The sequence below is a fragment of the Citrobacter freundii complex sp. CFNIH2 genome, assembly GCF_002880615.1.
Taxonomy (GTDB): domain Bacteria; phylum Pseudomonadota; class Gammaproteobacteria; order Enterobacterales; family Enterobacteriaceae; genus Citrobacter_A; species Citrobacter_A amalonaticus_F.
Genome location: NZ_CP025757.1, coordinates 4,595,814 through 4,617,973 on the forward strand (window position 1 = coordinate 4,595,814; position 22,160 = coordinate 4,617,973).

A 22,160-nucleotide genomic window follows, 5' to 3' on the forward strand; every position below is an offset into this window, starting at 1 on the left:
ATGTCCCGGTTTCCCGTACAGAATACCGTGCCTTTTCGGCAACGGCTCTGGGCTTGTTTGCGTTATAACATTGTTGTTCCGGTGCTGATCGGCGCTTTATCCGGTCAGATTGTGCCGGCAGTTGCCGGGGAGCAACCGGACAGTCTGCCTCTCCAGTCAGCAACCATTTCTGAGGGGGGAGCTGATACTGATAACACGAAAAAGGCTGATGAAATGTCCACCATGGTGGAGGCTTTACAGAAACAGATAGCCGCTCAGCAGTCTCTTCTACAGACTCTACAGGCACGTCTGGCGGAGCGCTCCACCCCTGTTCAGGGTAATGAGACTGACAGTAAGGCCGGGCCATCTCAGGTGCTGGCTCAGCCTGACAGTTCTGCTTCGCCGGGACCCCCGGGGGCCGAAGTGGATGTGAAAGCGGCACCGCAATCAGAGCCGAATGCTGACTCAACGTCAACATCAACGGAATTACCATCGGATTCGGAGGTCACTGTACCAGCAACAGACGATACACTGGCAGAGCCGAAATCCCATAATGACAGTAAGCGTGATATTCCACCTGTTTCACCATCAGTGGCCGAACCGCCTGTGCCAGTTACGGGCCTGTCCTCAACGCAAGCAGATGACTCCCGTGCCCCAGTCAGTACGGAAAAGGACAGCAGTGTGGAATTAACGCTGTCAACAGATGAGCAGCGCCGGGCATATGCCAGTGGTGTCTCTGTCTGGAGGGAAATCAAGGGATCAATTGCCCTGCAGCAGTCACTGGGGATACTGCTGGACGAACGTTATGTGATGGCCGGTCTTCAGGATATGGCATTACGACGTTCCCTGAAAATGACGCAGGATGAAATGGACCGGACGATGGCGGAGCTTAACAGCGACTATACGCGGCGGGCCAGTGATGCCCGTGAGCATCAGGAGGCTGAGGGTAAGGCATACCGAATTGCGTTCAGTAAGGAAAAGGGAACCTACAGCGATGCCGGGGCATGGTACCGGATTGAAGAAAAAGGGAAAGGGCGTCACCTGCGTACGACTGATATTGCCGAAATTCAGGTAACTGGAACTCTGCCTGACGGTACTGTTTTTGATGGTAGCGGTCTGCGTGGAGAGGTCCGTAAGGTAAAAGTTGGAGCCCTGCTACCTTCGGTTGTAATCGGCCTCCAGAAAATATCTCCCGGCGGGCGACTGACGGTGGTGGTTCCACCCGGCAAAGGGTACGGCGATGCCGGGTTACCTCCCACTATCCCGGGGGGAGCCACCCTGATATTTGATATCACGGTAAAGAGTGTAAACGATTAAGCAGGATAACAGTGAAACGGATAGCTTTTCTGGAACGCTGTATCTGACGTCCGTACCTCAGGGTACAGAAAAGCCGGGAGTGTGTATGCAAAAAATCAGCGTGGTGTCGCTGCTGGCTGAGGGGCTGGGAAGTGCCTGGTTGTTGCTGTGTGGTAGCGGTGTAGCGGTGCTCGCAGCAGGGTTTCCGGTTCTTGGCGTGGGTTTTCTGGGAATTAGTCTGGCCTGGGGGCTGGGAATGATGACTGCCGGGTGGGGGCTGGGAGGAAAAGCCTTTGCCGGATTTACTCCGGTTATAGCCGTGGGGCGCTGGAGTGCGGGTGAATTGTCATTCCTGCACTGTCTGTATGGCCTTCTGGCGCAGATGGTCGGCAGTATCTTGGGGGCAGGTATACTCTTCCTGATGGTATGCCGGATCCCGTCCTTTGATGTTCATCAGGGTTTTGCCGGTAACGGCTATGATGTTCTTTCACCGGGAGGATTTACCGCTGAAGGCGTTGCACTGGCTGAATGTGTGATGGCTTTTTTTCTGATTATCCTGGTCCAGGGTTCCGGGCAGTCTCGTCGTTATCTGGTTGCCGCAGGCGCAATGATGTTGACGTCAATGCTGACCGTAACTGTAGATAATGCCATGGTCAGCCCGGCGAAAAGTATTGCTGTGGCGATTTTTGCCGGAGGCGACTGGTTCAGGCAGCAGTGGGTGTTCCTGCTGGCTCCCTTTTCTGGTTCTGTTGCCGGCGGAGTGTGTTCCCGCTTTTTATTTCCTGCACAGCCTGTAACTACCGGATAGTGTTACGGACGCACTGATGTGTACGCTGGAAAGGCTTCTGCCGTCAGCTGCGTGTGTATTTGTCGGAGGGGGCTGTTGCAGGTTCAGATTATACAGTATCCAAATAAATTCTGGGGAAATTGGTCATGAAAAAAAGAGATAAAGTGAATGAAGATTATAATCTGTCGGTTGAAGAAATTAAGCAGCAGGAAATGCAGCAGTTTCTGAACCAGACAATGCTAGAACGGTATCGAAAAATCGCAGCAGCAGCGGCATATAGTGAGCGAGCCGGGAATTACCATATTGGAGCAAAACTCTGGATGGATGCCATGCAGGTTGCAACGGGTATAAATCGGGACTGGTGTGAAAGCAGGATGGCAAGGTGCCAGCTAAATTCTTACCGGATCAAAATGAATGAGGAGGCTGCATCAGGTGAGGATACTATGGTGTATGATACAAAGTTTACGTAATGTGACTGGGTATTTCCCCATAATCAGGAAAGACGTCTTTAATACATTAATTAAAGTAACGAATTAAACATAAAACCTCACAGGATTTTTTTGCATACACCTCAGAAAAATGTGTTGTTAGATGCATAATGTTATTTACCTTTTCTATAAAACACAAAAAATAATTGTAAGGATATTGCATGATAAAAAATGACCTTTCCAGACGCATATTTGCTGGGGTGTTGTTTCTCGCCGTTTCACTGACATGGGGAACAACATGGATGGCAATGAAATTTGCCCTGACATCCTTTACACCCGCTCTGGCAACCGGTTTACGTTTCCTTCTGGCTTCACCATTATTGATTTTGATGACAAAATTTTCAGGGAAACCCTTACTGTTTCCGAAAGGGAAAAGGAAATTCCAGATGATGCTTGCTGTGTTTTATTTTGCTCTCCCTTTCTTTCTGATGATATACAGTGAGGAAACGGTCTCCCCGGGAATAACGGCTCTTATCTTTTCCGTTATGCCGGTAGCTGTTGTTGTGTCATCTTTTATGCTGATGGGGAAAAAAGTTACGCGATTACAGATAATTGGGACATTAATAGTCATGCTCTCTTTGTGCCTGATAATTACCACAGAGTCTGGTACTGCGAAGGTTGAAAGCTGGAAAGGCGTTGCGGCTATACTGATTGCTGTTGCCTGCCATGCTATTATGTATGTGCAGTGCAGAAAATATTGTTCAGATATTTCGGTGTTAACCTGTAATGCAATCCCGTGTTTTCTGGCTTCATTATTACTTATCCTGTACGGCATTCTGGAAGAGCATCCAGACAGTTACTCTTTCAGTTTCGGGGCTGTTGCTGCCATCAGCTACCTTGGTATCGTTGCAGGTGTTGCTGGCATAATGGCATATTTTAAACTTCAGCAGATCATCTCCCCGTTCCATGCCTCACTCGTTTATTTCGTTTTTCCTCTGGTTGCTATCAGTTTTGATACGGTCCTGACCGGAAATGCAGTTTCAGGGACATCTGAGGTTATGATCGTTCCTTTTCTGGCAGGCGCATGGATGGTACTTCACCCGTCAAGTCAGGTGGCAGCAACTACTGTAAAATAGCATTCACAAAGGAATGCGGATATTTTACTTCAATATTTTTGTAACGATTTCGGTAGATATGCACAGATACAGCCAGATGGTATATACTCTGCTTTTCTTCAGGGAAATAGATTAAACTGACGATAATTCAATGCCCTGTTAATGATTTCATTTGCAATTAATTCATGGCTATCTATGAGCAATAAAATAATAGTTAACGATTCTGTTGTGTACGATAAAATGCACCATTGCATATATACACAGAACAATCCATCAGGGAAAATCACTCTTCCGATTCCTGCCAGTTTGTGTCTGCAGGTTCTGATTGAAAAACCAGGAGAAATAATCCCTTACCAGTACTTCCTCGAGAAAGTCTGGCGGGAAAGAGGTATGGTTGTAGCATCAAATACACTGAGCCAGAATATTGCTCATTTAAGAAAGGCCTTCGCTAATGCAGGACTTGACGAGCAGGTCATTAAAACCCTTCATAAAAGAGGGGTTATTTTTGTTGGTGATATCGGTGTTACTGACGAAGTGGACAGTGAACTCTTTAACACTACAGCAGATACTCTGGCGGAAGAGTGTGCCACAATAAATCAGGGAGGGGTTTATGATGATGTCAGTACAACTCCGGAAAAAAAAGGAAGAGATGCACGACAAGAATACGGAGGAGTTATTCTCAGTGGTGCGAGTATTGTATCTGTAATCGCATTTCTGTTGTGTTATAACTTCATGCAAGAAAAGGGTATTCCTGTACATCGCCCGGAAGCAATACGTGACATTTCACTGGATAAAAAATGTAATATATATCGTAATATTACGTTTAAAACTGATGAGTATTATCATGATTTTATCAGAATAAATAATGCAGGGTGTGATCACAATAAAAAATGGGTGTATATCGTTAACTTCCCTCCTTCAGAGCATTTTTCTGTGATGAGATGTGTGTCTCCTTTATATTCTAAAAAACATAAAGAGTTACCACTGTGTATATCAGAGTATTACGAAGGAGGACATCAATGAAAGTTCGTACCGTATATGCATTGTCAGTTTTATTAATATTATCTGCAGTTATGGGGGGGGGGGGCGCAGGGCGCGTATTCCAGCGCATCCCCGAGTTAACCTGTGGTTCAGATTTTCATATCCATTCCGGAGATGAGACTCTGAAAATGGATGTCAGTTTTGAACTTACTGAGGGCGAAGGTATCATTACACTTAATGGTAAATACTTTAAACAGGGAAAAGAAATAGCACCATTCTGGATAACTAAATTAGTATCATATGAAACCAATGGAATGAACCTGAAGTTAACAAAGAGAAAAAACTCTCTTTCTTTTAGTGAAGAGACTCCGATGGATGTTATGAGGAAATATATTGCTACCTTTTTTACTGATGATACAACACAAAACTATATGATTAGAGTTGAAAAGTTAGAAGGTACAGAAAAAGCATGGTTGTTCTCCTCCTCGAGAACACCCTATTTTATTTGTACAAATGAATAGTTTCATTCCGGGAAACTAAGGATAAACATTCATGAAAACATGTGATGGGTTCTGGATTAGACTTATACGACAGTATTTATTCTGCAGGAGTATGCCAGTAAACCTGTAAATTCTCCTGAGCTATAGTATATAGCCCCATCAAAATTATAATTAACGAGCCTGTATGGTGTTATCCACCCCCCTCGTTATAATCACTTTTCATGACTTCTCGTTATGTTCAGAAGGTCTGGTAGTCATGTTTATTAACTTTGGGCAGAGGTGTTCTGTTACGCCACTCAGTGGAAGTTTCTACTATTTTAATTAAAGACATTTAATATCCGTTTATGTTTTTTTTGCTAATCTACGAATATATAATCAACCGGGAGTAATCATGCAGTCTATTAATACAGTGAAACTAATAACGTTATTAGTTCAGGGGCAGTGGCTTAAACATAAGCGATGGACTGAGACGAAGTTTCGGTTGAAGTTTTTTTCTCGTTGTCTTTGTCATCCATTTGTGACAATAAAATATTTTCAGGGGCTATGTTCTCTGGATAACGCAAAGTGTTTAATTGAAACTCATCCCTTGTTACCCACGAAGTTGCAACGCCCCTATTTATATAAGGGGTTGAGAATTTCGAAACGAGTTGATTGTATAATCGAACATTATATGTTTTTACAAAATACAAAATCAGTACGGGCAAAAAAAATATTGTTATCGGGTGAGACAACAAGGTTAGCCCTGCTTCGGGGGAAAAATGGCGAATTAATTGAAATTCTGTGTGGCCCCTGTGAATTTGACCGGGAGGGAGAGATTACTTTGACTTTTCTTTTCAATGGGCAAATGCTTGCTATGCTTTCTTTTGCTTTCATTAAATACAGAAATAAAAATGTTGCATTCATTGCTGGCTTACAAGGTCCAAAAAAAGGAACGGGTACAGGCCCAGTACGTGAGGCGACTAGGGCTTGTTATGGTATTTTTCCAAAGCGAATTCTGTATGAGTCATTCTGTGTTCTGATAGAAAAATTTAGTATTGAAAGTGTATTTGCTGTAGGTGAAAACAACCATGTTTATAAAGAGTCAAGATATTTAAAACATAAACAGAACTCGTTTGTTGCGAGCTATAGTGAATTCTGGAAATCAATAAATGGTCTTGAAATTGATAATGTGTATATGCTGCCATTAATAACAGAACGTAAAGAAATTGAATCCATTCCCAGTAAGAAAAGATCTGAATACAGGAATAGATATAAAATGCTTGATACTCTTAATGAGATGATAAGTGAAAAGCTCAATTAGGATAATATGTTTATTGATGTTTTATGGTCTGATATGTTTTAGTGATCACGAGTTGATATCCTCAGGTTAATTAATTTGTTATTTGTATTTAACTAACGATATTCCACATTTCTGCGCTAGCTTTCTGTTTATCTGAACGGAACATGTTTATATCTTTACATAAAGAGGGGTAACGATGATTCGTCATATTTTGTTTATTGCGTTTACCGATTCAGTGTCAGTTGAAAAAATGATTTCAGTAAAGAACTCATTTTTGCAAATCCCCACTTATGTTGATGGGGTTCTGGGTGTGGAGTGGGGGAGGAATAATAGCCAGGAAGGGAAGGATGCTGGATTTACACACTGCGTTATGATGACGTTTCAGGATGAAGTTGCACGTCAACGATACTTGCACCATCCTGCACACGACGAACTTAAAAGTTTATTCCTTCCAGTACTACAGGATATTATTGTGTTTGATTACGAAACTGGGGTTGATAGCTTAAATGCAATACTGTACCAGATGAGCGATAAAAAATAAAAAGAGTATTTAATATTAAATGTCAGTTTATTCAGGTTGATATCCCTTGCAGGAGATATAATGAATTACTCATTTGGGGCGTCGTGCTTTATTTTTCTTTTAATCACAGCATTATCAATAGTGTTGACTGTGCTGGTTAATGTTACGTAGACTCTATTGTATATCACGATATCGAAACATCGCAGGGAACCGCGGGTACCTCGCTTTTAAAATGGTACGCTGACTTCCGGTAGAGGAAAACTGATGAGTAAAAAAACTGCATTTACCGCGCTGTTACTGGTTATCGGGAGCGGCTTCTCTGTTCTGGCGGGGGCGGCAGAACACAACCCACTGCGTTCTCCGACAAAAGGTGTCGTCTGCGATGCGTATTTTTGTGCTGATGCGACAGGTATTTCAGATGTACTGACAACGAAATACCTGGGCGCGAAAAAAGGGAAGCAACTGGCTGCGCAGGAAGAGTTTGACCGCACGGTGTTTACATTTGCCAATGGCGTGTATTGTGATACCAAAGCACACGAGTGTCGTCAGGACCGCTATTTTGGTGCTGACGGTAAACCTTCCGGTAAAATCGACAGCAAAACGACACAGTGGCTGTTTGCCCAATGAGTGAAGGGACCTGGCAGATCCCTTAGTTTTTTTCATTGCTGGCAGCGATCGCTTACCCCATTCAGCCCCTCGCTTCTGGCACGGCACAGAAAAATATCCTGACGTCGCTGAGCGCCTGACGCAAATTGGGGAACAGATAAAAAGGGAAATTCCTGCCGCTCATTTTGCCGACGATCAACCTTTCAGGATGACGTCCATTGCCTTTGCTAAACCGCCAGAAGCCCATCAGTGTTCATTAATACTTAACGCATTGACGCAAGCAGGTGCTACAACCACCGTAAACAATCTCTGGATTCTTGGCTGGTCTGGAGAATATGACAAGTTATCTATGGCCCGACGAGTGCTCAGGGATTTTTACGATCTCGACATTGATGCCGAACGTTCTGCCGTATTGTATAGCGGCGACTCGACGAATGATGCGCCGATGTTTTCATTCTTTGAACATACGGTTGGAGTGAGCACGGTATCAGATTACCTTGATCAAATCCCGAAACCTCCGCAGTGGATTACCCGTGGCCCGGGAGGTGCTGGTTTTGTGGAAATTGCAGATGCGGTAATTGCCGCCAGATAGTGAAAAACGCAGGTCCCGTCGGCTTATCCGGTCACAGTGGCCGGGTTTTTAATGCGTGCGCTACGTGAAATCTGACGCAGGATAACCGCCAACAGTTTGCAGAATTCACACAGGGCACGATGGAAGGCGTGCAGAAAAGGCGAGGGATGCATTATGAGTCAAGGGAGTAAGCCTGTATTGGGCGTCATAAATTCAATTTAACATAATGTTTCTTAAGAGCACTTTAACTTATTGTTATTAAAGGATAATTAAAGACTGAGCGTTATGGACCAGCGGGAGCATTTGAACAGAAACTTACGGTTTTGCCCTTTCGTTAGGCTCAGTAACGTAAGGTTCGCCATCAACAAAGTAAGTTCCATTGGGTAATACGTGTTTATAGGGTAGTAAAGATATATGGGCTAATACGTCATCATCAATAACCTCACCATTTTCACGTAACCCTTTAACAATGTTACTTATAGCTGGTTATACAGAGTTTCGAACATTCGCTCATGTACCTGAGCACAGATACTGATGATTAGACGTTCAATTACTGTCGGTCCAGGCAAAATTACCCTGGCAGAAAGTAAATATTGCCCAGCCCGAAGAAACAGGTCATCCGGTAAAAAACCTTTCTCAGCCTGTTTTACTAACCAGATTTTAAGGTCCGACTGAATATTTTCATCATAACGGATAAAGCCCAGATAGGTCAGTATATTTTTACGTTGTTCAGCAAGCGTCGCTTCTCGCTCAGGTGAAACAACACTCAGTGATGGTGGTAAGGCAAGCTGGTTATTCAGGTAGCTCACAATGCGTGGTGACACGTTACCGATGTCCTGGATAAATCTGCCATAAAGACGGACGGCGCAAATCTGAATGGCGATAAACAGACGGGAACGGGCCCGGTAGCGACCAATCTCCTGTTGATCAGATGTGGTTAGCGTCCAGTCCCGCGCCATTTCCTCGTCAGAGAAATCCTGTGGCAACGTAACCGGCTGGTAACGTTGTCGCTGAGTCAGAAATCTTTCGTTTGCTGACACCGTCACCTCCTCCTGAAGTTTACCGTCCCGTTGATATGTTTGTGGGGAACATAGCCCTCACACAGTAAAGAAAACCCTGGTTTGTGAGAATCAAATCTGTCGTTTTGTGCATAACGTAGTTTCAGGGCTTATCGATTCTCGAAATCCATTCTTGAAACTCTATTCTTAATTCCCTATGCTCTCAACGGGTTTTGATAAAAAAATCAGCAGACAGGTGAGAAAAATGGAAAACAGATTGCGGTTTGAAGTACAGGACGATTTCGGCTGTTTCGTGTACCCGGATGAACGGTTTGCTCCTTTGCTGGATGAGTTCGATGATTTGCTCGATACCTATCAGTCCGGCGAGATGAATGATAAACGCTATATTACCGAACTGAACCGTCTCATCAGACAGGAACCGGACTTTATCGATCTTCATGCACACCTGTCATTTGCCTTCCTGGAGCAGGATAAGCCCAAAAAAGCACTGGATGCCGCCCTGACCGGGCTGGCAGCAGGTAACCGACTTATCCCTGAAAATTTTTCAGGTGTTATTGAATGGGGATATGTGGAGAATCGTCCGTATCTTCGCGCCCTGCAGGGAGCCATGCTGGCGTATGTGCGCTTACGGCGCCATAAAGATGCGGCCACGCTTATTGATAAGATGCTGGCCTGTAACCCAAATGACAATCAGGGAAGTCGCTATCTGCTGGGATCGGAAATATTGCGCGCCGGCGACAAAGAACGAGCGGCTAATATTTTTGATGAATACGCCGATGATTATCCACCTTACTGCTACGAGCTGGCCCTGCTTCATATTCTTAATAAAGACTGGGTTAAAGCTGCAACAGCACTTCGACACGGATTCAGTGCAAACAGTTACATTGCCGAAATGCTTTGCGGTAATTTTAACCCGATACCGTTAGCGATATGGCACGGGACTAATTTCGCGGAACCTGAAACGGCGACGGACTATATAGAAATGTATGGTGAATTGTGGTTTCGTTATCCTGAAGCGCTGGTATTTGTACGCTGGTTATTTAACCACTCCAGCGTTATGACTGAACGTGCCTCGCTAATGAAATGTTCTGAGGACCTCTTCAGTGAACGGGATTTTGATGCCAGGGGGCAAATTATTGACCGCCAGCGGCAGTTGCTGAATGGAATTGATCATCGGCTTTCCACAAAGATCGTTAAGAAGGTTAAAAGCAGACAAGGGCAGGAAATCTGGCCGTGGATGCACAGTTTTGGATGGTCACCCGTATGATGATTGGCTACGCACGGGTTTCTACACAAGATCAGAACCTTGATTTACAAACTGAGGCTCTGACCAGGGCCGGGTGCGAAAAAATCTATGAAGATAAAATCAGCGGTGTACGAGTTGAACGTCCAGGGCTCACCCGTGCACTAGAAATGCTCCGTGAAGGCGATACACTGGTTGTCTGGAAGCTCGATCGTCTGGGTCGTAGCGTAAAACAGCTTGTTGATATGGTTGGTGAACTGCACAAACAGGGCATTCAGTTCAAAAGTCTCACAGATGCTATTGATACAGGAACACCGGCGGGGCGTTTCTTTTTTCATGTGATGGCCAGCCTTGCAGAGATGGAGCGAGAGTTGATCATCGAACGTACCCGTGCCGGGCTTGATGCAGCAAAGCAACTCGGCCGTAAAGGTGGGCGAAAACCCAAAATGACCAGCAGTAAAATTGAATCGGCTAAAAAACTATTAGCCAGCGGTATCCCTCCCAGAGACGTAGCCAAAGATCTCGGTGTTTCCGTACCGACGCTGTATCGCTGGTTGCCAGCATCAAAACATTCTTAGCACACATTCAGGAAATTACGGTTTGCATGCTCCACAAAGAGTGAAACCGTAAGTTTCTGTTCAAATGCTCCCGCTGGTCCGTAATGGAGAAGAAACCGGTGGTGAAGATATCGCCCGGTTATCCCCACTGATGCACGGGCATATCAATATGCTGGGGCATTATACGTTCACGCTACCGGAGGATATTTTGAAGGGGGAACTGAGAACATTAAATTTCAATTTAAACAATGAATTACCTTCTTAGCGTACGTTTTCGTTCCATTGGCCCTCAAACCCCTCGACAGGGTGTTTGCAATTTGCGGAAGAACCCTTGTAAGGCATTCCACTGAATCATCCAGGATGCAGTCGTAGTAATCTTTTAAGCTGCCTGATTGTGCCTCTTTGAAGTAGAGAACAAGCATTGCCGATAATGTGTTATGTTTATGAGCTTTAAACCAGACAGAACTGAGCTTTTCCAGGTTCGCAATTCGCTGTTCAAATCTCTCCGCGCATACTGGCTCACACATTTCCCCGCCCTCATGATGAACATTCTTAAAAGATAACAGCCTGGTTACGTTACACGTGTATTATGATCGTATACCACAATGCTCTATTGTGTCCATTTTTGCAATGTTATGTTTATTTAAAGGTGAAAAATGATTGATTATGACGCCTTACCTGAGCAACGACAGGAAGTGATTTACCAGATGTTACAGCAGACCGGTCGGGTCATTGGCTCTGATATTGCCCGCCAACTGGGTGTGTCTGAGCACACTATACGCCGGGATTTGCAGGCGATGGTCCGTAAGGGAATGTGTAAAAAGGTCTACGGAGGGGCTGTAAGCCAGTTTAAACAATCAGCAAGCTTTGAAACTCGGGTGATGCACAGCATCGAGGAAAAGACTGGTGTGGCAAAACGCTGCGCGGAACTCATCAAATCCGGGACCTGTATCTTCATCGACGGGGGTTCTACGTATCTAACTATGGTGAATTTTATCCCTACGGATTTCGATCTTACCATTGTGACAAATTCTCCGCAGATAGCAGCCGCCCTGAGTGGACGTCTGCAGGGGGAAGTTATCATGCTCGGCGGGAAGCTCAATCCTCAGACAGGAAGCATTCTGGGTTCAGAGCCTCTTATTCATGTCAGAGAGATGCTGTTTGACCAGATGTTTATCGGCGTTTGCGGATTAGATATTCAGGCCGGACTGACAGCTGTTTACTATGAGGATGCCTGCTTTAAAAAAGAGGTGATGAGGCAGAGCAATGAGATTATTGCCGCAGTTATTGCGGATAAAATGCCCCAGGTCGCGCGGTATAAAGTCGCGTCATGTGAAGATATTGATATTGTCGTGGCAAGTAGTCTGACGGATACAGATTTACTAGCTCATACAAATATACGGCTTGAAATCGCAGGCTGACATGTGCCTTGTTCTCGGGGGAAGGCATGTGAATAACACCTTCCCGTTCATATTACTCAGGATTGTAACGCAAGCAGGCTGTTGATGGTTTCCATTACGGCACTATTATCATTAGTTCCGGTGACAAAACGCGCCGCATTCTTAACCTCCTCAAAAGCATTTCTCATAGCAAAGCTGTACTCTGCCTGAGCCAGAAGTTCCAGATCATTATATCCGTCACCGAAGGCCATTGTTTCCTCCGGACTGACATTCAGGATTTCTTGAAGCTTTTGTACTGTACTTCCCTTGTGTACACCATAACCGGCTATGTCTATCCATGCGGCCTCCGAGACCACGATATAGACATCATCCTCGAAAGGAGAGAGATGTGGACGGGTTTGCGGACAGTTTCCGTTCTCATCAAACACAGTGATTTTTACAAAATCACTTTTAACGCTACTGAAGTCATCTGTCTCAATAATGCGTGCATAGGAGCGTCTGACTTTATCCTTAAGCCGCTGAGGGATATCTGAGCGAACCACTGCACCATCCGGTGTACATGCAATGACAACATGAGATAAGCTGACCTCTTGAAGTGTATTGATAATTGCAAGCCCTAACGCATTATCAATAAGTGACTGAAAGGCAAATTCTCCTTGGTGCTTTATACGTGTGGCACTGTCCCCAACGATCCAGATATCCTTGCTGAAGTCACCAAACAACTCCTCCACTCTTTCACACTGTTTTCCTGTGCATGCAGCAAAATGCACTCCTTTCTCAGTCATAATTGCCAAGGTTTTTCCGAAGGCTTTTTTATCATATTCGCCCTGGCTGTTCAAAAATGTCCCATCCAGATCTGTAATAACCAGCTTGATCATCTTTTCACCTTGAACCTTTTAATTAAGATTTAGTTTCTCATCACGCGTGATGAGAAACTTGCTGCAAATAAAGCAAGCGCCAAGGTAACATTCAATGCTTGATTGTGTAAAGTTGTGTTTGGTTTGTATAAGAGAATCGATACTATACACCATTAGCTGATGCTAAGTGGCATCAATCACGCTTTCTATATCTGCAGCAGAGGCAAGTAAAGTAAAAACAGCAATATGTAGAGATGGCCAGCGCCAACTTCTGATCCTTGCTCATAGAGGACCAGGCAGCCAACTGGGCTGTCCGCTAAGTGCCACAAGCGGACGTTGACACAGCTTTTGGCTAAGTAAACTGGGAGCAGATCAACAACTCTGAATGCTCCCGAAGTTCTACAGGGAATCTCAGTTTCTTTGAAGTATTTAAAGCGCTAAATGATCAAGATGCGGGGAATGAAGCCTAATAAATATTTGTTTCCAGTTTTCCGGTAAATTTACAAAATCTGATGACCAGTTGTCCTCTATATGTTTATATGCTTTATATGGTTTTTCACTACTCGGAGGTGAATAACCTAGGATATCTTCAATACATTCCTCGACCATTATTCGGCGTTCAGGTCCAGTTACGGATAATATTATAGGATTCATGGCTTCTGCCCTTTCAGTTCCACGATCTCTATCATGCATGACTATGTAGTTAACATCTAACGCATTTAAATACTTAGCTAAAGATATGAGAACTGCTTTCCCCCTCGCCCTTAACAACTCACAATTCCCGATGACAATAGCTTTGTCACGCGGTGATAATCGCTTGATTGTTTCTCGAACAACCACCTCTTCGGTATCACCTTCAACAAAAATACACTTATTTGTGAAAAATAATCGTGAAATATAATCATCTACCTTTAATAACATCTTCAAGTTTTGTTTTTCATCTAATTGAAGATCGGTAAATGCCTTTTCAAGATTGAATGATTTAGTGGCTGAAAACCCATTTGCACTTATTGAAAACTTGGTTAGGCTGATTTTTTTATCAGATCCTAAATTAATCATATATGGAGAATGTGTTGTAGCTACAATCTGATGATTTTCACCTGCAAAGTCGTATAGAGCATCTCTAAGTTGATTAGATGCAGCAGGGTGCAAAAAAAGCTCTGGCTCTTCAAAACAAAGGATTGTCCTTCTGGGTAATTCTGATGTCCTATTTAAAAAATCTTGGATAAACCTTAACAACTGAAACACTGTCGTTCTTATCATTCCATGTCCCTGATAACTGACAGCTGTTTTGACATTACTTTCCATCTCGACATTAAAGAGTGGTTTGATACTCTTATCAGCATCATCAAGGCTGGCAGATACATGTATCGATGTATTTGGGAAAAGGCTATGTGACATCGAGTTGAGTTGATCCATCAACTGGCCAAATTGGGTATCTCTATCTTGGGGGTTCATTTCCCTAGCAAGAGCGGCCAAATATGTTTGTGCTTGTGAATAATTATCAGAACTTTGTCTAACCTCATTAAATAGATCGACTAATAAACTTAGTAAGGCACCGCTCTGGCTTGTTAATTCTGATATGCATGATTCTGCAGGAACAATTATAACCTTTGGCAGTTTTGATAATATATTCCCTGGAATCCCTCCCGGATTTTTTACCCAAGTCACTTCACTGGTAGTATCAACATCCCATAATTCTGGTAAATCACTATATTTTTCTTTGTTATTTTTATGTGTAAACAATAAATCGAGATTATCAGGGCCAAAGTACAGGGATAGAGTATCCAAATCAAAATCATCACCAATAAGATCACTGGGCTTTGTTGCAGATGAATATTTTTCTGACCTAACCTTAGTGTATTCTTTTAAGTAAACCTCCGGCTTCCCCGCATCAATTTTCCATACTTTTCTGTAAACTATCATATTTTCACTCTCACCTTCCGCTGGTGAGTTGTTTTTTATGACTCGCCCCTTAAAACCCACCCAGTTTTTTGCGATGTCTGGAATATTATGATATTCACCTATTATTTCTATCTCAGTAGCCTTGATGAAATCTTCTCGCTCTTCATTATAATGTTTTGAATAATCATCCGAAGATACGTTTGAGTTTTTATGTAGATAATCAAGAGCTTTAAAAACACTTGACTTTCCTGCGTTATTAGAACCTATCAAAAAAGTAGTATCTCTAAAGTTTACAACGCAATCTTTAAGTTTCCGAAAATTTCTTATTGTTAGCTTATCTAATCTCATCTTTACCTCAGCTGTGTTTGGAAGATTGATTTCTTTTCATTAAAATTAAACTGAAGAGGTTTATGAACCTCCAATAACTTATGGCTAAATTAATTATCGGGCAAGTATAAATTAGTGGAGAAAAGCGAATTTCTGCGGGAGATACGACATAACCTCAGTAGATAGAAGCTGGATACCAATCAAAGCAACATAACTGATACGTTCGAACGCCCGCTCCTCGCTCATAGCGGACCATTCAATTCTTCAAAGCTGAAGAATTGAAAAGCACGAAACTAACTAACACTTATCACCACTCAGATCGTTATTACTGAGCACCACCACCGGTCTGCCGCGCAGGTCCGGGCGAAAGACTTTCTCACAGCTCGCATAAAAGCTGTTCACATCTGCCAAAGCGTACATTACTTTGCTCCGCGAGTTTTATGAACAAAGGCTGTGACAACGCCAAAAATTTGTAATTGTTCTGGTTCTGGCCATAGCGTGGGATACGCAGGATTCATTGGTTGTAGCCCCGGACGTGGCGTGAGCAGCAGTCGTTTTACGGTGAATTCGCCATCGATTTCCGCGATGACGATATCGCCATGCCGTGGCGGTTCTGCCTTATCTACTACCATTAAATCGCCTGAATGAAGACCAATATCTGTCATTGAATTACCGATGGCCCTTACAAAATAAGTGGAGCCTCGTCGCTGAATGCAGTATTCGTTTAGATCAAGTTCGGCTTCGATGTAATCTTGCGCCGGGGACGGGAACCCGGCAGGGCATCGCTCAGTGAAAAGGGGAGCGGTAAACGACTCGGGACTGGATGCTGCAGGGACAAAGCGAAGCATACTACACCTCAATGATACTGTACGGATAAACAGTATTATTGATCTTTTTTGGAGGCTTTCAAGTCCTGTCAGCGCTGTTTACAGTAATCGTATGTTATTGCATGAAAAATAAGATCGGCATTACTGGGTTCGTGAGTATCTCATTGTGGGCAACCGCGTAGGAAGGGCACAGGATAAGAGCATAATTAGTTAGATGTGTACCATTATTGATAGGTTGACGTAAGTCCTGAATTCAACTGATCTCCATAGAGAGATTAAATAAAAAGGAAATGAAATGAGCAAAGACTACACAGAGGCATTTTTGAAAGCTTGCAGCTTTACAGAACATCTGGGGTGTGTATGTCCAAAAATAAATGTAGTAAATGAATTCTATCTGGATTCTGAAGAAAAACAGTCCAGCGTTCTGAATAGTCTTCAAAAGAAATTTAATGAGCAACATGGCGTTCCTTCAGTAACTGATTTTTTTGCACAATGTATCAGTACAGGTTATTTAATGCGGCCTGTCTTATCTGAAATTATAGGTAGTCCATGTGCTCTGACATTTGGTTATGTAACAGAAGGGGATGAGGCTTTTTTCAGACAGGAAGATAGTTTTTTCCACAACAGTCTCAGGAATGGTGTTCCTGATATTGTGAATATCCACGCATGGCTAACATTACCTTCCATGGAAATACTTGATTTGACCTTGTGCACAACCAGGTTGATAGCCTTATTAAGGCAAAGAAACCTCGAGGTCAATGCTTTTCATGAAGCATTAATAAGTTCACCAGATTTTGGCGGGATTATTGTTGGTGATGGTAATAATTTAAAAGACACAGATGTGAGATTCCACCCTCAAGTTATTGGTGAAGATTTTATGTTGAAAGCTGGCTTTCTCCGATTTAACTAAAGTTAAAAGTTAAAAGTTAAAAGTTAAAAGTTAAAAGTTAAAAGTTAAAAGTTAAAAGGGCTGACGAATATCAGCCCGATTTAATTATTTGGATAATATATCGATTACTTCGAATTCATCCGGTTTGCCATTAATGATATTAACCGGTGCGAATATTTTCCATTGCTGATTAGGTTTAATACCACTTGCTGTGTCAATGGTTGAGTCTGTAATTATACCATTCTGTAATAAATTGAATTTAACAAAATTTGTTTTGATGACTTTATCGGACTTATTCCTACCAAGACCTGTAATCGCATAAATACCACTCGGAAGCGATTCCAAATGTAAGTCTGTTAAAACCACTTTATCGTTTTCCACATCTTTAGCTGCACATCCGAAGCTTACAGCCAGGGCAATTACTAAAGAAACAAAGTTGCCAGAAAAACGTCTCATGTCTTACTCCATATTAGCTATATCATTTTTAAACGGCCCCGCATTACAACAAGTAATTATCGGCAACATAGTACATTTCTTCATTTTTTTGCCTCCCGTAATACATCCGACACACGGAATTACCCATTAAGATCTGGTTGAAACCGATTACGATCATGATCTAAGATGCTCTCGTTGTAACGTTGCAGATATGCAACATGCCAATGTCCCGGTGATTTGAGAGGGACGCCTTCGGGTAATCACATGCCAATGCCACATAAACCTGAGAGTGGCGCCTTCGGGCGGTAAACCTGTTAGCCTTTGAAAATGGGGATCGTTGTAATAGCGATAAAGGATTCCTCTTCACCAATAGCCTGCTTTAAGCAGCGCTTCAAAGCAGACCAGTTCAGTCTGTTTTCTTCGTTTCGTCTCGTTATTTTGACGACTGCAGCCCGTTGCGAACTTTGCGGCGTGGGTATGACCATTTGGAACATTTGGGCATCTTCCACGACCGCATTGAGAGCAGAGGAGCGCGGCGTCACTTGTGTACGAGTGAAACGAGTACCAAGTGACGCGCGCAGCGCATAACTGGCAGAGCTGACGCACTGCCGTTTCAACAACTCTTTTACTAACTGACCAACACGTACTTAAAGGTTTTAAGGGCCTTAAAAACGTACTTCATTCACTGTTTGTTTATTTATTAACCAACTGTCTTACCCGTAAAAACGGGTCAGGACTTCATTCAAAGAGGAGAAAAATCGACACGGTATCGATGGCGACACCAGTCAACCAACTGGTGTGTGGAAGCAGACTGATTAATTTCAGCCCGGTGCAAACCGCGAACAGGTCAGAGACCTGGGGAGCTTCGCAATAACTCAACATTTCGCCGCCCCGATGCACAGATATCTGTCGAGACGCAGGAAGCGCAACCATAAACCGTGCCGTCGGGGTGAAATTCATCGTCTGTAGCTGTGGCGCAGCCGGTGTCAGTGCTTTTCCGTTCACGCAGACGGAAAAGCACTGACACCTGTTTAATGGAGAGTTGACTATGGCAAAACTGAATAAGAATTTAAAAACGCTTGCCAGACAGGCTGGCGGAAGTTTTAAAACTGTTTCTGACCGTATGAAAATTGCGGACAGGTTTGCTGAACGTTTATTAAAACTTAACGTCCAGATTAGAGATATTAAGAACATCAGGACGGGGCATATCGAGTTGTATATGAAAAGCCGTCTTTCCGAAGAGATTTCCAGACGCACACTTCAGAATGAAATGTCAGCTATCCGGGCTTTGCTACGGGTTGCAGGTAAAACATTTATGGCTAATCCGGCGCATGAAAAACTGAGTAACCAGGCTCTGGGTATTTCAGAAACCAGCCGGGACGGAACTAAGGTGGCCATCCCCGAAAATTATTTCCGGCAGGTACTGACGAGTGTGGAAAAAAAAGATGAAGGTGTTGCATATGCGTTGAGGCTATCCCGGTTACTTGGTTTACGAACGGAAGAAACAGTACAGTCTGCAAAATCATTACGAACCTGGCAAAAAGCCTTGTTTAATGGTGACGAAAAAATTCGTGTTGTATTCGGGACAAAAGGAGGACGTCCCAGAGATACGACAGTGTTAGATCGTGAAGCAACACTTTCCGCAATCAATGCTGCGCTGAAACATCTGAAAGAAAATAACGGGAAGTTAATCGACAAGCCTTCATTACACACAGCAATCGAACGTTATCGCAATGTGGTTCGTGAAGCAGGCTTAACAGGGAAATATGCACCGCATAGTCTGCGTTATGCCTATTCTGTTGATGTTATGAATCTTCATATGAAAAATGGTTTCAGTAAAGAAGAGGCACAGGCTCTCGCATCAATGGATTTGGGACATGGGGATGGCAGGGGGCATTATGTGGCCCGTGTTTATAATAAGGTAGAGAGCAATGAGTAAAAATCTTTTTGTTTTTGCTGACCATTTGGTTACTGGATGTGCATTTTTTAAATTGAAGGACAGAATTGCACGTATTATCGACAGAGGGTACTACGAAGTGTCCTGTTCACAGGAGGCTCATGCACATTACGGCGATAAATTCACCCGTGCTGATGCTTGTTTTTATTTCATCCATGGTGCACTGTCTGAAATTATCAGTAAAATCTAAGGGAAAACGATTATGATACGTAAAAATATCATCCTGTGCTCTGGTCAATTTAAACAGAGCAGTAGTGGCATTCCTGTTGAAGACTTCATCTCCCGGGCTTACACCGCAATATGGGAAGATCTTTGCGTTGACACTCTTGCCGAAGATGCGGGAATTGTGTACGCTTAATTTGCTAACGTTGTCTCTGACAACTGCCAATGCCTGAGTGATTTGAGACAGGCGCCTTCGGGTAATCACATGCCAATGCCACGCAAACCTGAGAGTGGCGCCTTCGGGTGGTTTGTTAAATCTGTTAACCTTTGAAAACAGAGACTCGTACGAGTTAAGGTCCTTTCTACTTCACTTCACACTACTAAACACCTGATTTACTCATCCGGCATTTTTGGCCTGATTCTAACCCTGAGGGATACTTTCCCTTTGGGACGGTTCCCTTTATTCATAAGGAATCGTACCCATGCATTACACCAGAATGATCAATCCGCTCGCGTTACTGAGTTGTGACTCGCCTACTTCTGCAAAAATTATTGTGGATTACGTTAAAACTCAGCTTAACGTTCGTCTGGATAACAAACACAAGGTCGACGCAGATCCTCAGGTTCCTTCTGACGGCCTTCCTGATTACCTGACTTTTCTCAGACATGTCGCGCATACAGTTGGTTTTGCAACTGAGCATGGCTACATAAAACATACCTTTGTCGAAGAAGCAGTGAGCGAGCTTACGCTTCTGGGGACAGATGTTCACAGTCTTCACTGGAATACGGCTTTTCTTCAGGGCGTTACCAGGTCTTGCGAGGAAAAAGAGCTGGACGAAGCTACAGAACAATTGCGCGAAATGTTTTATCAGAGCGCCCATTTCTCTGACATCGCCTGACGGCCTTATTAATCGAATATTTTCTCACCCTAACGGGACTTCTGTCCCAGTCAGGGACAGGATTCCACAACTCTTTAAGGAATCCTTTATGAACGAGTTAATTCTCACCGAAGATTTTCACATCCGTGCCAGCGAGCGTAATGCTCACAAAGTTGCACTGGCTAAAGCGGAAGGCGAGCTGCTGAGTATCGCAGCGCTTCGCCGCCTTGACCTAAATACCGGGACAGATGAAGACGGCTTTCCGTATTACGTCTGGGATATGGCTTCTGTTGCCCGGGAACTGGCTGAACTGTATGTTCGAAAACTTATACCGGGATCATGGGAGGCATTCTTTAACGACCTCTGCCGCATGGCAGAAGGTATTGATAAAGAAGCCTGGACATATTTCTACAAAAGCGCAGTCAAAGACGAAGAGGCCTTTCTGGCTATGGAACGCAGCGATGCTGATTTCTGACGTGATGCACTGAACCCTATGGGGACTTTCTCCATACGGAGGTGGTTGTGTTTTCTGAATGAAGCCAGCTTATAACTGATGTACCAACCCATGCGGGGACAACCTCCCTGCATCTGCGGTGATGGTTTTCTCCGCATTAACTAAGGAGAAAACCATGAGCAGTATAATACTGTTGTTTATCACCCATACCACGTTCGTCCTCAGCCGCATTTCAGAAGCAATGCGGCAACAGCAGGCTGAATGGTTCACCAACCGCAGCGGCCACAGCAGTTTCCGCGCCGAGGTCGTTCAGTCTGAAGGGGGGTTTACCGCCATCATTTCACGCAGAACGGGCTACAGTTCGCGTGACTGGCAGTATCAGCAACTAGCCAGCGCTGGTCAGTTTGCCTCCGCACGTAAGGCTTTACGGGCGGGGCGGCTGATGGCGCAACAGATGGCCTGGCTGCGTTACCGTTTCGACTGAATCAGTTCTGACTGATTAACACTTCCCGGAGGGACCTTCCCTCTAGGGGAGGTTTCCTCCTTAGACTTAAGGAGTCCAGATGATTCGCTTTACCTCAACCGAATTACGCCCGCTTTTATCACAGCAGGGCGGTATGCAAAGGCCACTGCTGCTTGAGAAGAACCTTGGTATATACATCCGGGTTCCGGATGACAGAAACCCCGGGGAATGGCTCAGGGCATGGGCGGAAGGTTGTAATCCCTCTAAAGATGAAAACTGGTCGGAAAATGCTGACCGGCTAATCCCGGAGAAGGAATACTCTTTTAAGACCTTCATGGAGCAAAGCAAATTCGATGCGGTTCTGAATGAACACCACGATCTTTTTATGATGCCTGCAGATGGCCCCTTGGGTACAGGTATGACAATTCGTAAAGAGACCCGTCCGCCTGAGAAGGTTTATGTCCTGGTTGATGAATTCCGCAGCAATATTTGCTGGCTCTACGATCAATCTCTCCGTCATTTGCCTGCTTGTGTGGGTAATGTGGAACGCCTTAGCTGGCGTTCACAGGCACTGCATGTGCTTGACAGGGTAATACGTCTTGACTGCAAGCGGGCAAAGCAGGCTGATCGCGATATGCTGGAGAATGCTGTCCGCAGCGTGCGCAGCAGCGTCAGCGAGATTATGTCTGACGGTTCATTCCGTTACAGGGGGAATCGTCCCTGAG

General features: G+C 44.1%; 24 protein-coding genes and 2 pseudogenes. 20 read left to right on the plus strand and 6 right to left on the minus strand.

The window, feature by feature from the left end:
• The 10 genes from WM46_RS22475 to WM46_RS22520 all read left to right on the plus strand — a co-directional run bounded on the left by WM46_RS22475 (window position 1) and on the right by WM46_RS22520 (window position 8,083).
• A complete protein-coding gene (locus tag WM46_RS22475) occupies window positions 1-1,296 on the plus strand; it encodes an FKBP-type peptidyl-prolyl cis-trans isomerase (protein WP_187394419.1) in 1,296 nt (431 codons plus the stop codon).
• An 85-nt stretch (window positions 1,297-1,381) separates the two neighbouring features.
• Window positions 1,382-2,083, plus strand: coding sequence for an aquaporin (locus WM46_RS22480; RefSeq protein ID WP_102603393.1), 702 nt, complete (start codon window positions 1,382-1,384; stop codon window positions 2,081-2,083).
• A 125-nt stretch (window positions 2,084-2,208) separates the two neighbouring features.
• Window positions 2,209-2,532 (plus strand): ANR family transcriptional regulator, encoded by a 324-nt coding sequence (locus WM46_RS22485; RefSeq protein ID WP_102603394.1) that lies wholly within the window; start codon window positions 2,209-2,211, stop codon window positions 2,530-2,532.
• 179 nt (window positions 2,533-2,711) lie between these two features.
• Complete coding sequence (locus tag WM46_RS22490) at window positions 2,712-3,626, plus strand: DMT family transporter (RefSeq protein ID WP_102603395.1); 915 nt, start codon at window positions 2,712-2,714, stop codon at window positions 3,624-3,626.
• A gap of 174 nt (window positions 3,627-3,800) precedes the next feature.
• Complete coding sequence (locus tag WM46_RS22495; RefSeq protein WP_187394420.1) at window positions 3,801-4,628, plus strand: transcriptional regulator; 828 nt, start codon at window positions 3,801-3,803, stop codon at window positions 4,626-4,628.
• Window positions 4,625-5,107: a hypothetical protein gene (locus tag WM46_RS22500; protein ID WP_102603397.1), complete on the plus strand. Its 483-nt coding sequence runs from the start codon at window positions 4,625-4,627 to the stop codon at window positions 5,105-5,107. Before WM46_RS22495 ends, WM46_RS22500 begins: the two co-directional genes overlap by 4 nt.
• A 370-nt stretch (window positions 5,108-5,477) precedes the next feature.
• On the plus strand, window positions 5,478-6,386 hold the full coding sequence (locus WM46_RS22505; protein ID WP_102603398.1) for a VirK/YbjX family protein: 909 nt from the start codon (window positions 5,478-5,480) through the stop codon (window positions 6,384-6,386).
• Window positions 6,387-6,561: 175 nt separating this feature from the next.
• Window positions 6,562-6,906, plus strand: a complete 345-nt coding sequence (locus WM46_RS22510; RefSeq protein WP_102603399.1) for a Dabb family protein — start codon at window positions 6,562-6,564, stop codon at window positions 6,904-6,906.
• Between the two features lie 243 nt (window positions 6,907-7,149).
• Window positions 7,150-7,512, plus strand: coding sequence for a YcgJ family protein (locus tag WM46_RS22515; protein ID WP_102603400.1), 363 nt, complete (start codon window positions 7,150-7,152; stop codon window positions 7,510-7,512).
• Between the two features lie 187 nt (window positions 7,513-7,699).
• Complete coding sequence (locus WM46_RS22520) at window positions 7,700-8,083, plus strand: hypothetical protein (protein ID WP_262360417.1); 384 nt, start codon at window positions 7,700-7,702, stop codon at window positions 8,081-8,083.
• 458 nt (window positions 8,084-8,541) lie between these two features.
• Here the strand turns inward: WM46_RS22520 and WM46_RS22525 are convergent.
• A pseudogene (locus tag WM46_RS22525) lies at window positions 8,542-9,108 on the minus strand (DUF4158 domain-containing protein); the annotation flags it as partial.
• A 217-nt stretch (window positions 9,109-9,325) separates the two neighbouring features.
• Between WM46_RS22525 and WM46_RS22530 the strand changes: the two are divergent.
• From WM46_RS22530 to WM46_RS22545, 3 genes are all read left to right on the plus strand, one after another.
• Complete coding sequence (locus WM46_RS22530) at window positions 9,326-10,348, plus strand: tetratricopeptide repeat protein (RefSeq protein WP_187394421.1); 1,023 nt, start codon at window positions 9,326-9,328, stop codon at window positions 10,346-10,348.
• Window positions 10,345-10,902, plus strand: a complete 558-nt coding sequence (locus WM46_RS22535; protein WP_102603880.1) for a recombinase family protein — start codon at window positions 10,345-10,347, stop codon at window positions 10,900-10,902. The genes WM46_RS22530 and WM46_RS22535 overlap by 4 nt, the downstream gene beginning before the upstream one ends.
• Before the next feature lie 635 nt (window positions 10,903-11,537).
• On the plus strand, window positions 11,538-12,302 hold the full coding sequence (locus tag WM46_RS22545) for a DeoR/GlpR family DNA-binding transcription regulator (RefSeq protein ID WP_102603403.1): 765 nt from the start codon (window positions 11,538-11,540) through the stop codon (window positions 12,300-12,302).
• 56 nt (window positions 12,303-12,358) lie between these two features.
• Here the strand turns inward: WM46_RS22545 and WM46_RS22550 are convergent, their stop codons facing one another.
• The 4 genes and pseudogenes from WM46_RS22550 to umuD all read right to left on the minus strand — a co-directional run bounded on the left by WM46_RS22550 (window position 12,359) and on the right by umuD (window position 16,218).
• On the minus strand, window positions 12,359-13,159 hold the full coding sequence (locus tag WM46_RS22550; RefSeq protein WP_102603404.1) for a Cof-type HAD-IIB family hydrolase: 801 nt from the start codon (window positions 13,157-13,159) through the stop codon (window positions 12,359-12,361).
• A 408-nt stretch (window positions 13,160-13,567) separates the two neighbouring features.
• Window positions 13,568-15,391, minus strand: a complete 1,824-nt coding sequence (locus WM46_RS22555) for an ATP-dependent nuclease (protein WP_102603405.1) — start codon at window positions 15,389-15,391, stop codon at window positions 13,568-13,570.
• A gap of 297 nt (window positions 15,392-15,688) precedes the next feature.
• Window positions 15,689-15,790: pseudogene (locus WM46_RS22560) on the minus strand (hypothetical protein); the annotation flags it as partial.
• Entirely contained in the window at window positions 15,790-16,218 is a 429-nt protein-coding gene (umuD, locus tag WM46_RS22565) for a translesion error-prone DNA polymerase V autoproteolytic subunit (protein WP_102603407.1), read from the minus strand. The gene umuD and the pseudogene WM46_RS22560, both read right to left, overlap by 1 nt.
• A gap of 274 nt (window positions 16,219-16,492) precedes the next feature.
• On the opposite strand from umuD, the gene WM46_RS22570 reads away from it, so the two are divergent.
• Window positions 16,493-17,107 (plus strand): hypothetical protein, encoded by a 615-nt coding sequence (locus tag WM46_RS22570; RefSeq protein ID WP_102603408.1) that lies wholly within the window; start codon window positions 16,493-16,495, stop codon window positions 17,105-17,107.
• A gap of 84 nt (window positions 17,108-17,191) precedes the next feature.
• Here the strand turns inward: WM46_RS22570 and WM46_RS26525 are convergent, their stop codons facing one another.
• The gene (locus WM46_RS26525; protein WP_222859953.1) at window positions 17,192-17,542 is read right to left on the minus strand and encodes an FxLYD domain-containing protein; all 351 of its coding nucleotides are present in this window, start codon (window positions 17,540-17,542) and stop codon (window positions 17,192-17,194) included.
• Window positions 17,543-18,569: 1,027 nt separating this feature from the next.
• Between WM46_RS26525 and WM46_RS22590 the strand changes: the two genes are divergently transcribed.
• The 6 genes from WM46_RS22590 (at window position 18,570) to WM46_RS22615 (ending at window position 22,159) form a co-directional block, all read left to right on the plus strand.
• A complete protein-coding gene (locus WM46_RS22590) occupies window positions 18,570-19,460 on the plus strand; it encodes an integrase domain-containing protein (protein WP_102603411.1) in 891 nt (296 codons plus the stop codon).
• Complete coding sequence (locus WM46_RS22595; RefSeq protein ID WP_102603412.1) at window positions 19,453-19,668, plus strand: hypothetical protein; 216 nt, start codon at window positions 19,453-19,455, stop codon at window positions 19,666-19,668. Before WM46_RS22590 ends, WM46_RS22595 begins: the two co-directional genes overlap by 8 nt.
• Before the next feature lie 454 nt (window positions 19,669-20,122).
• The gene (locus WM46_RS22600; RefSeq protein WP_102603413.1) at window positions 20,123-20,539 is read left to right on the plus strand and encodes a hypothetical protein; all 417 of its coding nucleotides are present in this window, start codon (window positions 20,123-20,125) and stop codon (window positions 20,537-20,539) included.
• 88 nt (window positions 20,540-20,627) lie between these two features.
• Window positions 20,628-20,993, plus strand: coding sequence for a hypothetical protein (locus WM46_RS22605; protein ID WP_102603414.1), 366 nt, complete (start codon window positions 20,628-20,630; stop codon window positions 20,991-20,993).
• A 154-nt stretch (window positions 20,994-21,147) separates the two neighbouring features.
• Entirely contained in the window at window positions 21,148-21,456 is a 309-nt protein-coding gene (locus tag WM46_RS22610; protein ID WP_102603415.1) for a hypothetical protein, read from the plus strand.
• Between the two features lie 79 nt (window positions 21,457-21,535).
• Window positions 21,536-22,159, plus strand: a complete 624-nt coding sequence (locus WM46_RS22615; protein ID WP_102603416.1) for a hypothetical protein — start codon at window positions 21,536-21,538, stop codon at window positions 22,157-22,159.
• The last annotated feature ends 1 nt before the right edge of the window (window position 22,160 follow it).

Bases quoted from the DNA above. Each gene is read 5' to 3' on its own strand.
- WM46_RS22480 (WP_102603393.1), top strand. From the start codon at position 1,382: ATGCAAAAAATCAGCGTGGTGTCGCTGCTGGCTGAGGGGCTGGGAAGT.
- WM46_RS22490 (WP_102603395.1), top strand. From the start codon at position 2,712: ATGATAAAAAATGACCTTTCCAGACGCATATTTGCTGGGGTGTTGTTT.
- WM46_RS22495 (WP_187394420.1), top strand. From the start codon at position 3,801: ATGAGCAATAAAATAATAGTTAACGATTCTGTTGTGTACGATAAAATG.
- WM46_RS22605 (WP_102603414.1), top strand. From the start codon at position 20,628: ATGAACGAGTTAATTCTCACCGAAGATTTTCACATCCGTGCCAGCGAG.
- WM46_RS22610 (WP_102603415.1), top strand. From the start codon at position 21,148: ATGAGCAGTATAATACTGTTGTTTATCACCCATACCACGTTCGTCCTC.
- WM46_RS22520 (WP_262360417.1), top strand. From the start codon at position 7,700: ATGACGTCCATTGCCTTTGCTAAACCGCCAGAAGCCCATCAGTGTTCA.
- WM46_RS22595 (WP_102603412.1), top strand. From the start codon at position 19,453: ATGAGTAAAAATCTTTTTGTTTTTGCTGACCATTTGGTTACTGGATGT.
- WM46_RS22545 (WP_102603403.1), top strand. From the start codon at position 11,538: ATGATTGATTATGACGCCTTACCTGAGCAACGACAGGAAGTGATTTAC.
- WM46_RS22550 (WP_102603404.1), bottom strand. From the start codon at position 13,159: ATGATCAAGCTGGTTATTACAGATCTGGATGGGACATTTTTGAACAGC.
- WM46_RS22555 (WP_102603405.1), bottom strand. From the start codon at position 15,391: ATGAGATTAGATAAGCTAACAATAAGAAATTTTCGGAAACTTAAAGAT.
- WM46_RS22515 (WP_102603400.1), top strand. From the start codon at position 7,150: ATGAGTAAAAAAACTGCATTTACCGCGCTGTTACTGGTTATCGGGAGC.
- WM46_RS22530 (WP_187394421.1), top strand. From the start codon at position 9,326: ATGGAAAACAGATTGCGGTTTGAAGTACAGGACGATTTCGGCTGTTTC.
- WM46_RS22570 (WP_102603408.1), top strand. From the start codon at position 16,493: ATGAGCAAAGACTACACAGAGGCATTTTTGAAAGCTTGCAGCTTTACA.
- WM46_RS22500 (WP_102603397.1), top strand. From the start codon at position 4,625: ATGAAAGTTCGTACCGTATATGCATTGTCAGTTTTATTAATATTATCT.
- WM46_RS26525 (WP_222859953.1), bottom strand. From the start codon at position 17,542: ATGAGACGTTTTTCTGGCAACTTTGTTTCTTTAGTAATTGCCCTGGCT.
- WM46_RS22505 (WP_102603398.1), top strand. From the start codon at position 5,478: ATGCAGTCTATTAATACAGTGAAACTAATAACGTTATTAGTTCAGGGG.
- WM46_RS22590 (WP_102603411.1), top strand. From the start codon at position 18,570: ATGGCAAAACTGAATAAGAATTTAAAAACGCTTGCCAGACAGGCTGGC.
- WM46_RS22535 (WP_102603880.1), top strand. From the start codon at position 10,345: ATGATGATTGGCTACGCACGGGTTTCTACACAAGATCAGAACCTTGAT.
- umuD (WP_102603407.1), bottom strand. From the start codon at position 16,218: ATGCTTCGCTTTGTCCCTGCAGCATCCAGTCCCGAGTCGTTTACCGCT.
- WM46_RS22615 (WP_102603416.1), top strand. From the start codon at position 21,536: ATGATTCGCTTTACCTCAACCGAATTACGCCCGCTTTTATCACAGCAG.
- WM46_RS22600 (WP_102603413.1), top strand. From the start codon at position 20,123: ATGCATTACACCAGAATGATCAATCCGCTCGCGTTACTGAGTTGTGAC.
- WM46_RS22510 (WP_102603399.1), top strand. From the start codon at position 6,562: ATGATTCGTCATATTTTGTTTATTGCGTTTACCGATTCAGTGTCAGTT.
- WM46_RS22475 (WP_187394419.1), top strand. From the start codon at position 1: ATGTCCCGGTTTCCCGTACAGAATACCGTGCCTTTTCGGCAACGGCTC.
- WM46_RS22485 (WP_102603394.1), top strand. From the start codon at position 2,209: ATGAAAAAAAGAGATAAAGTGAATGAAGATTATAATCTGTCGGTTGAA.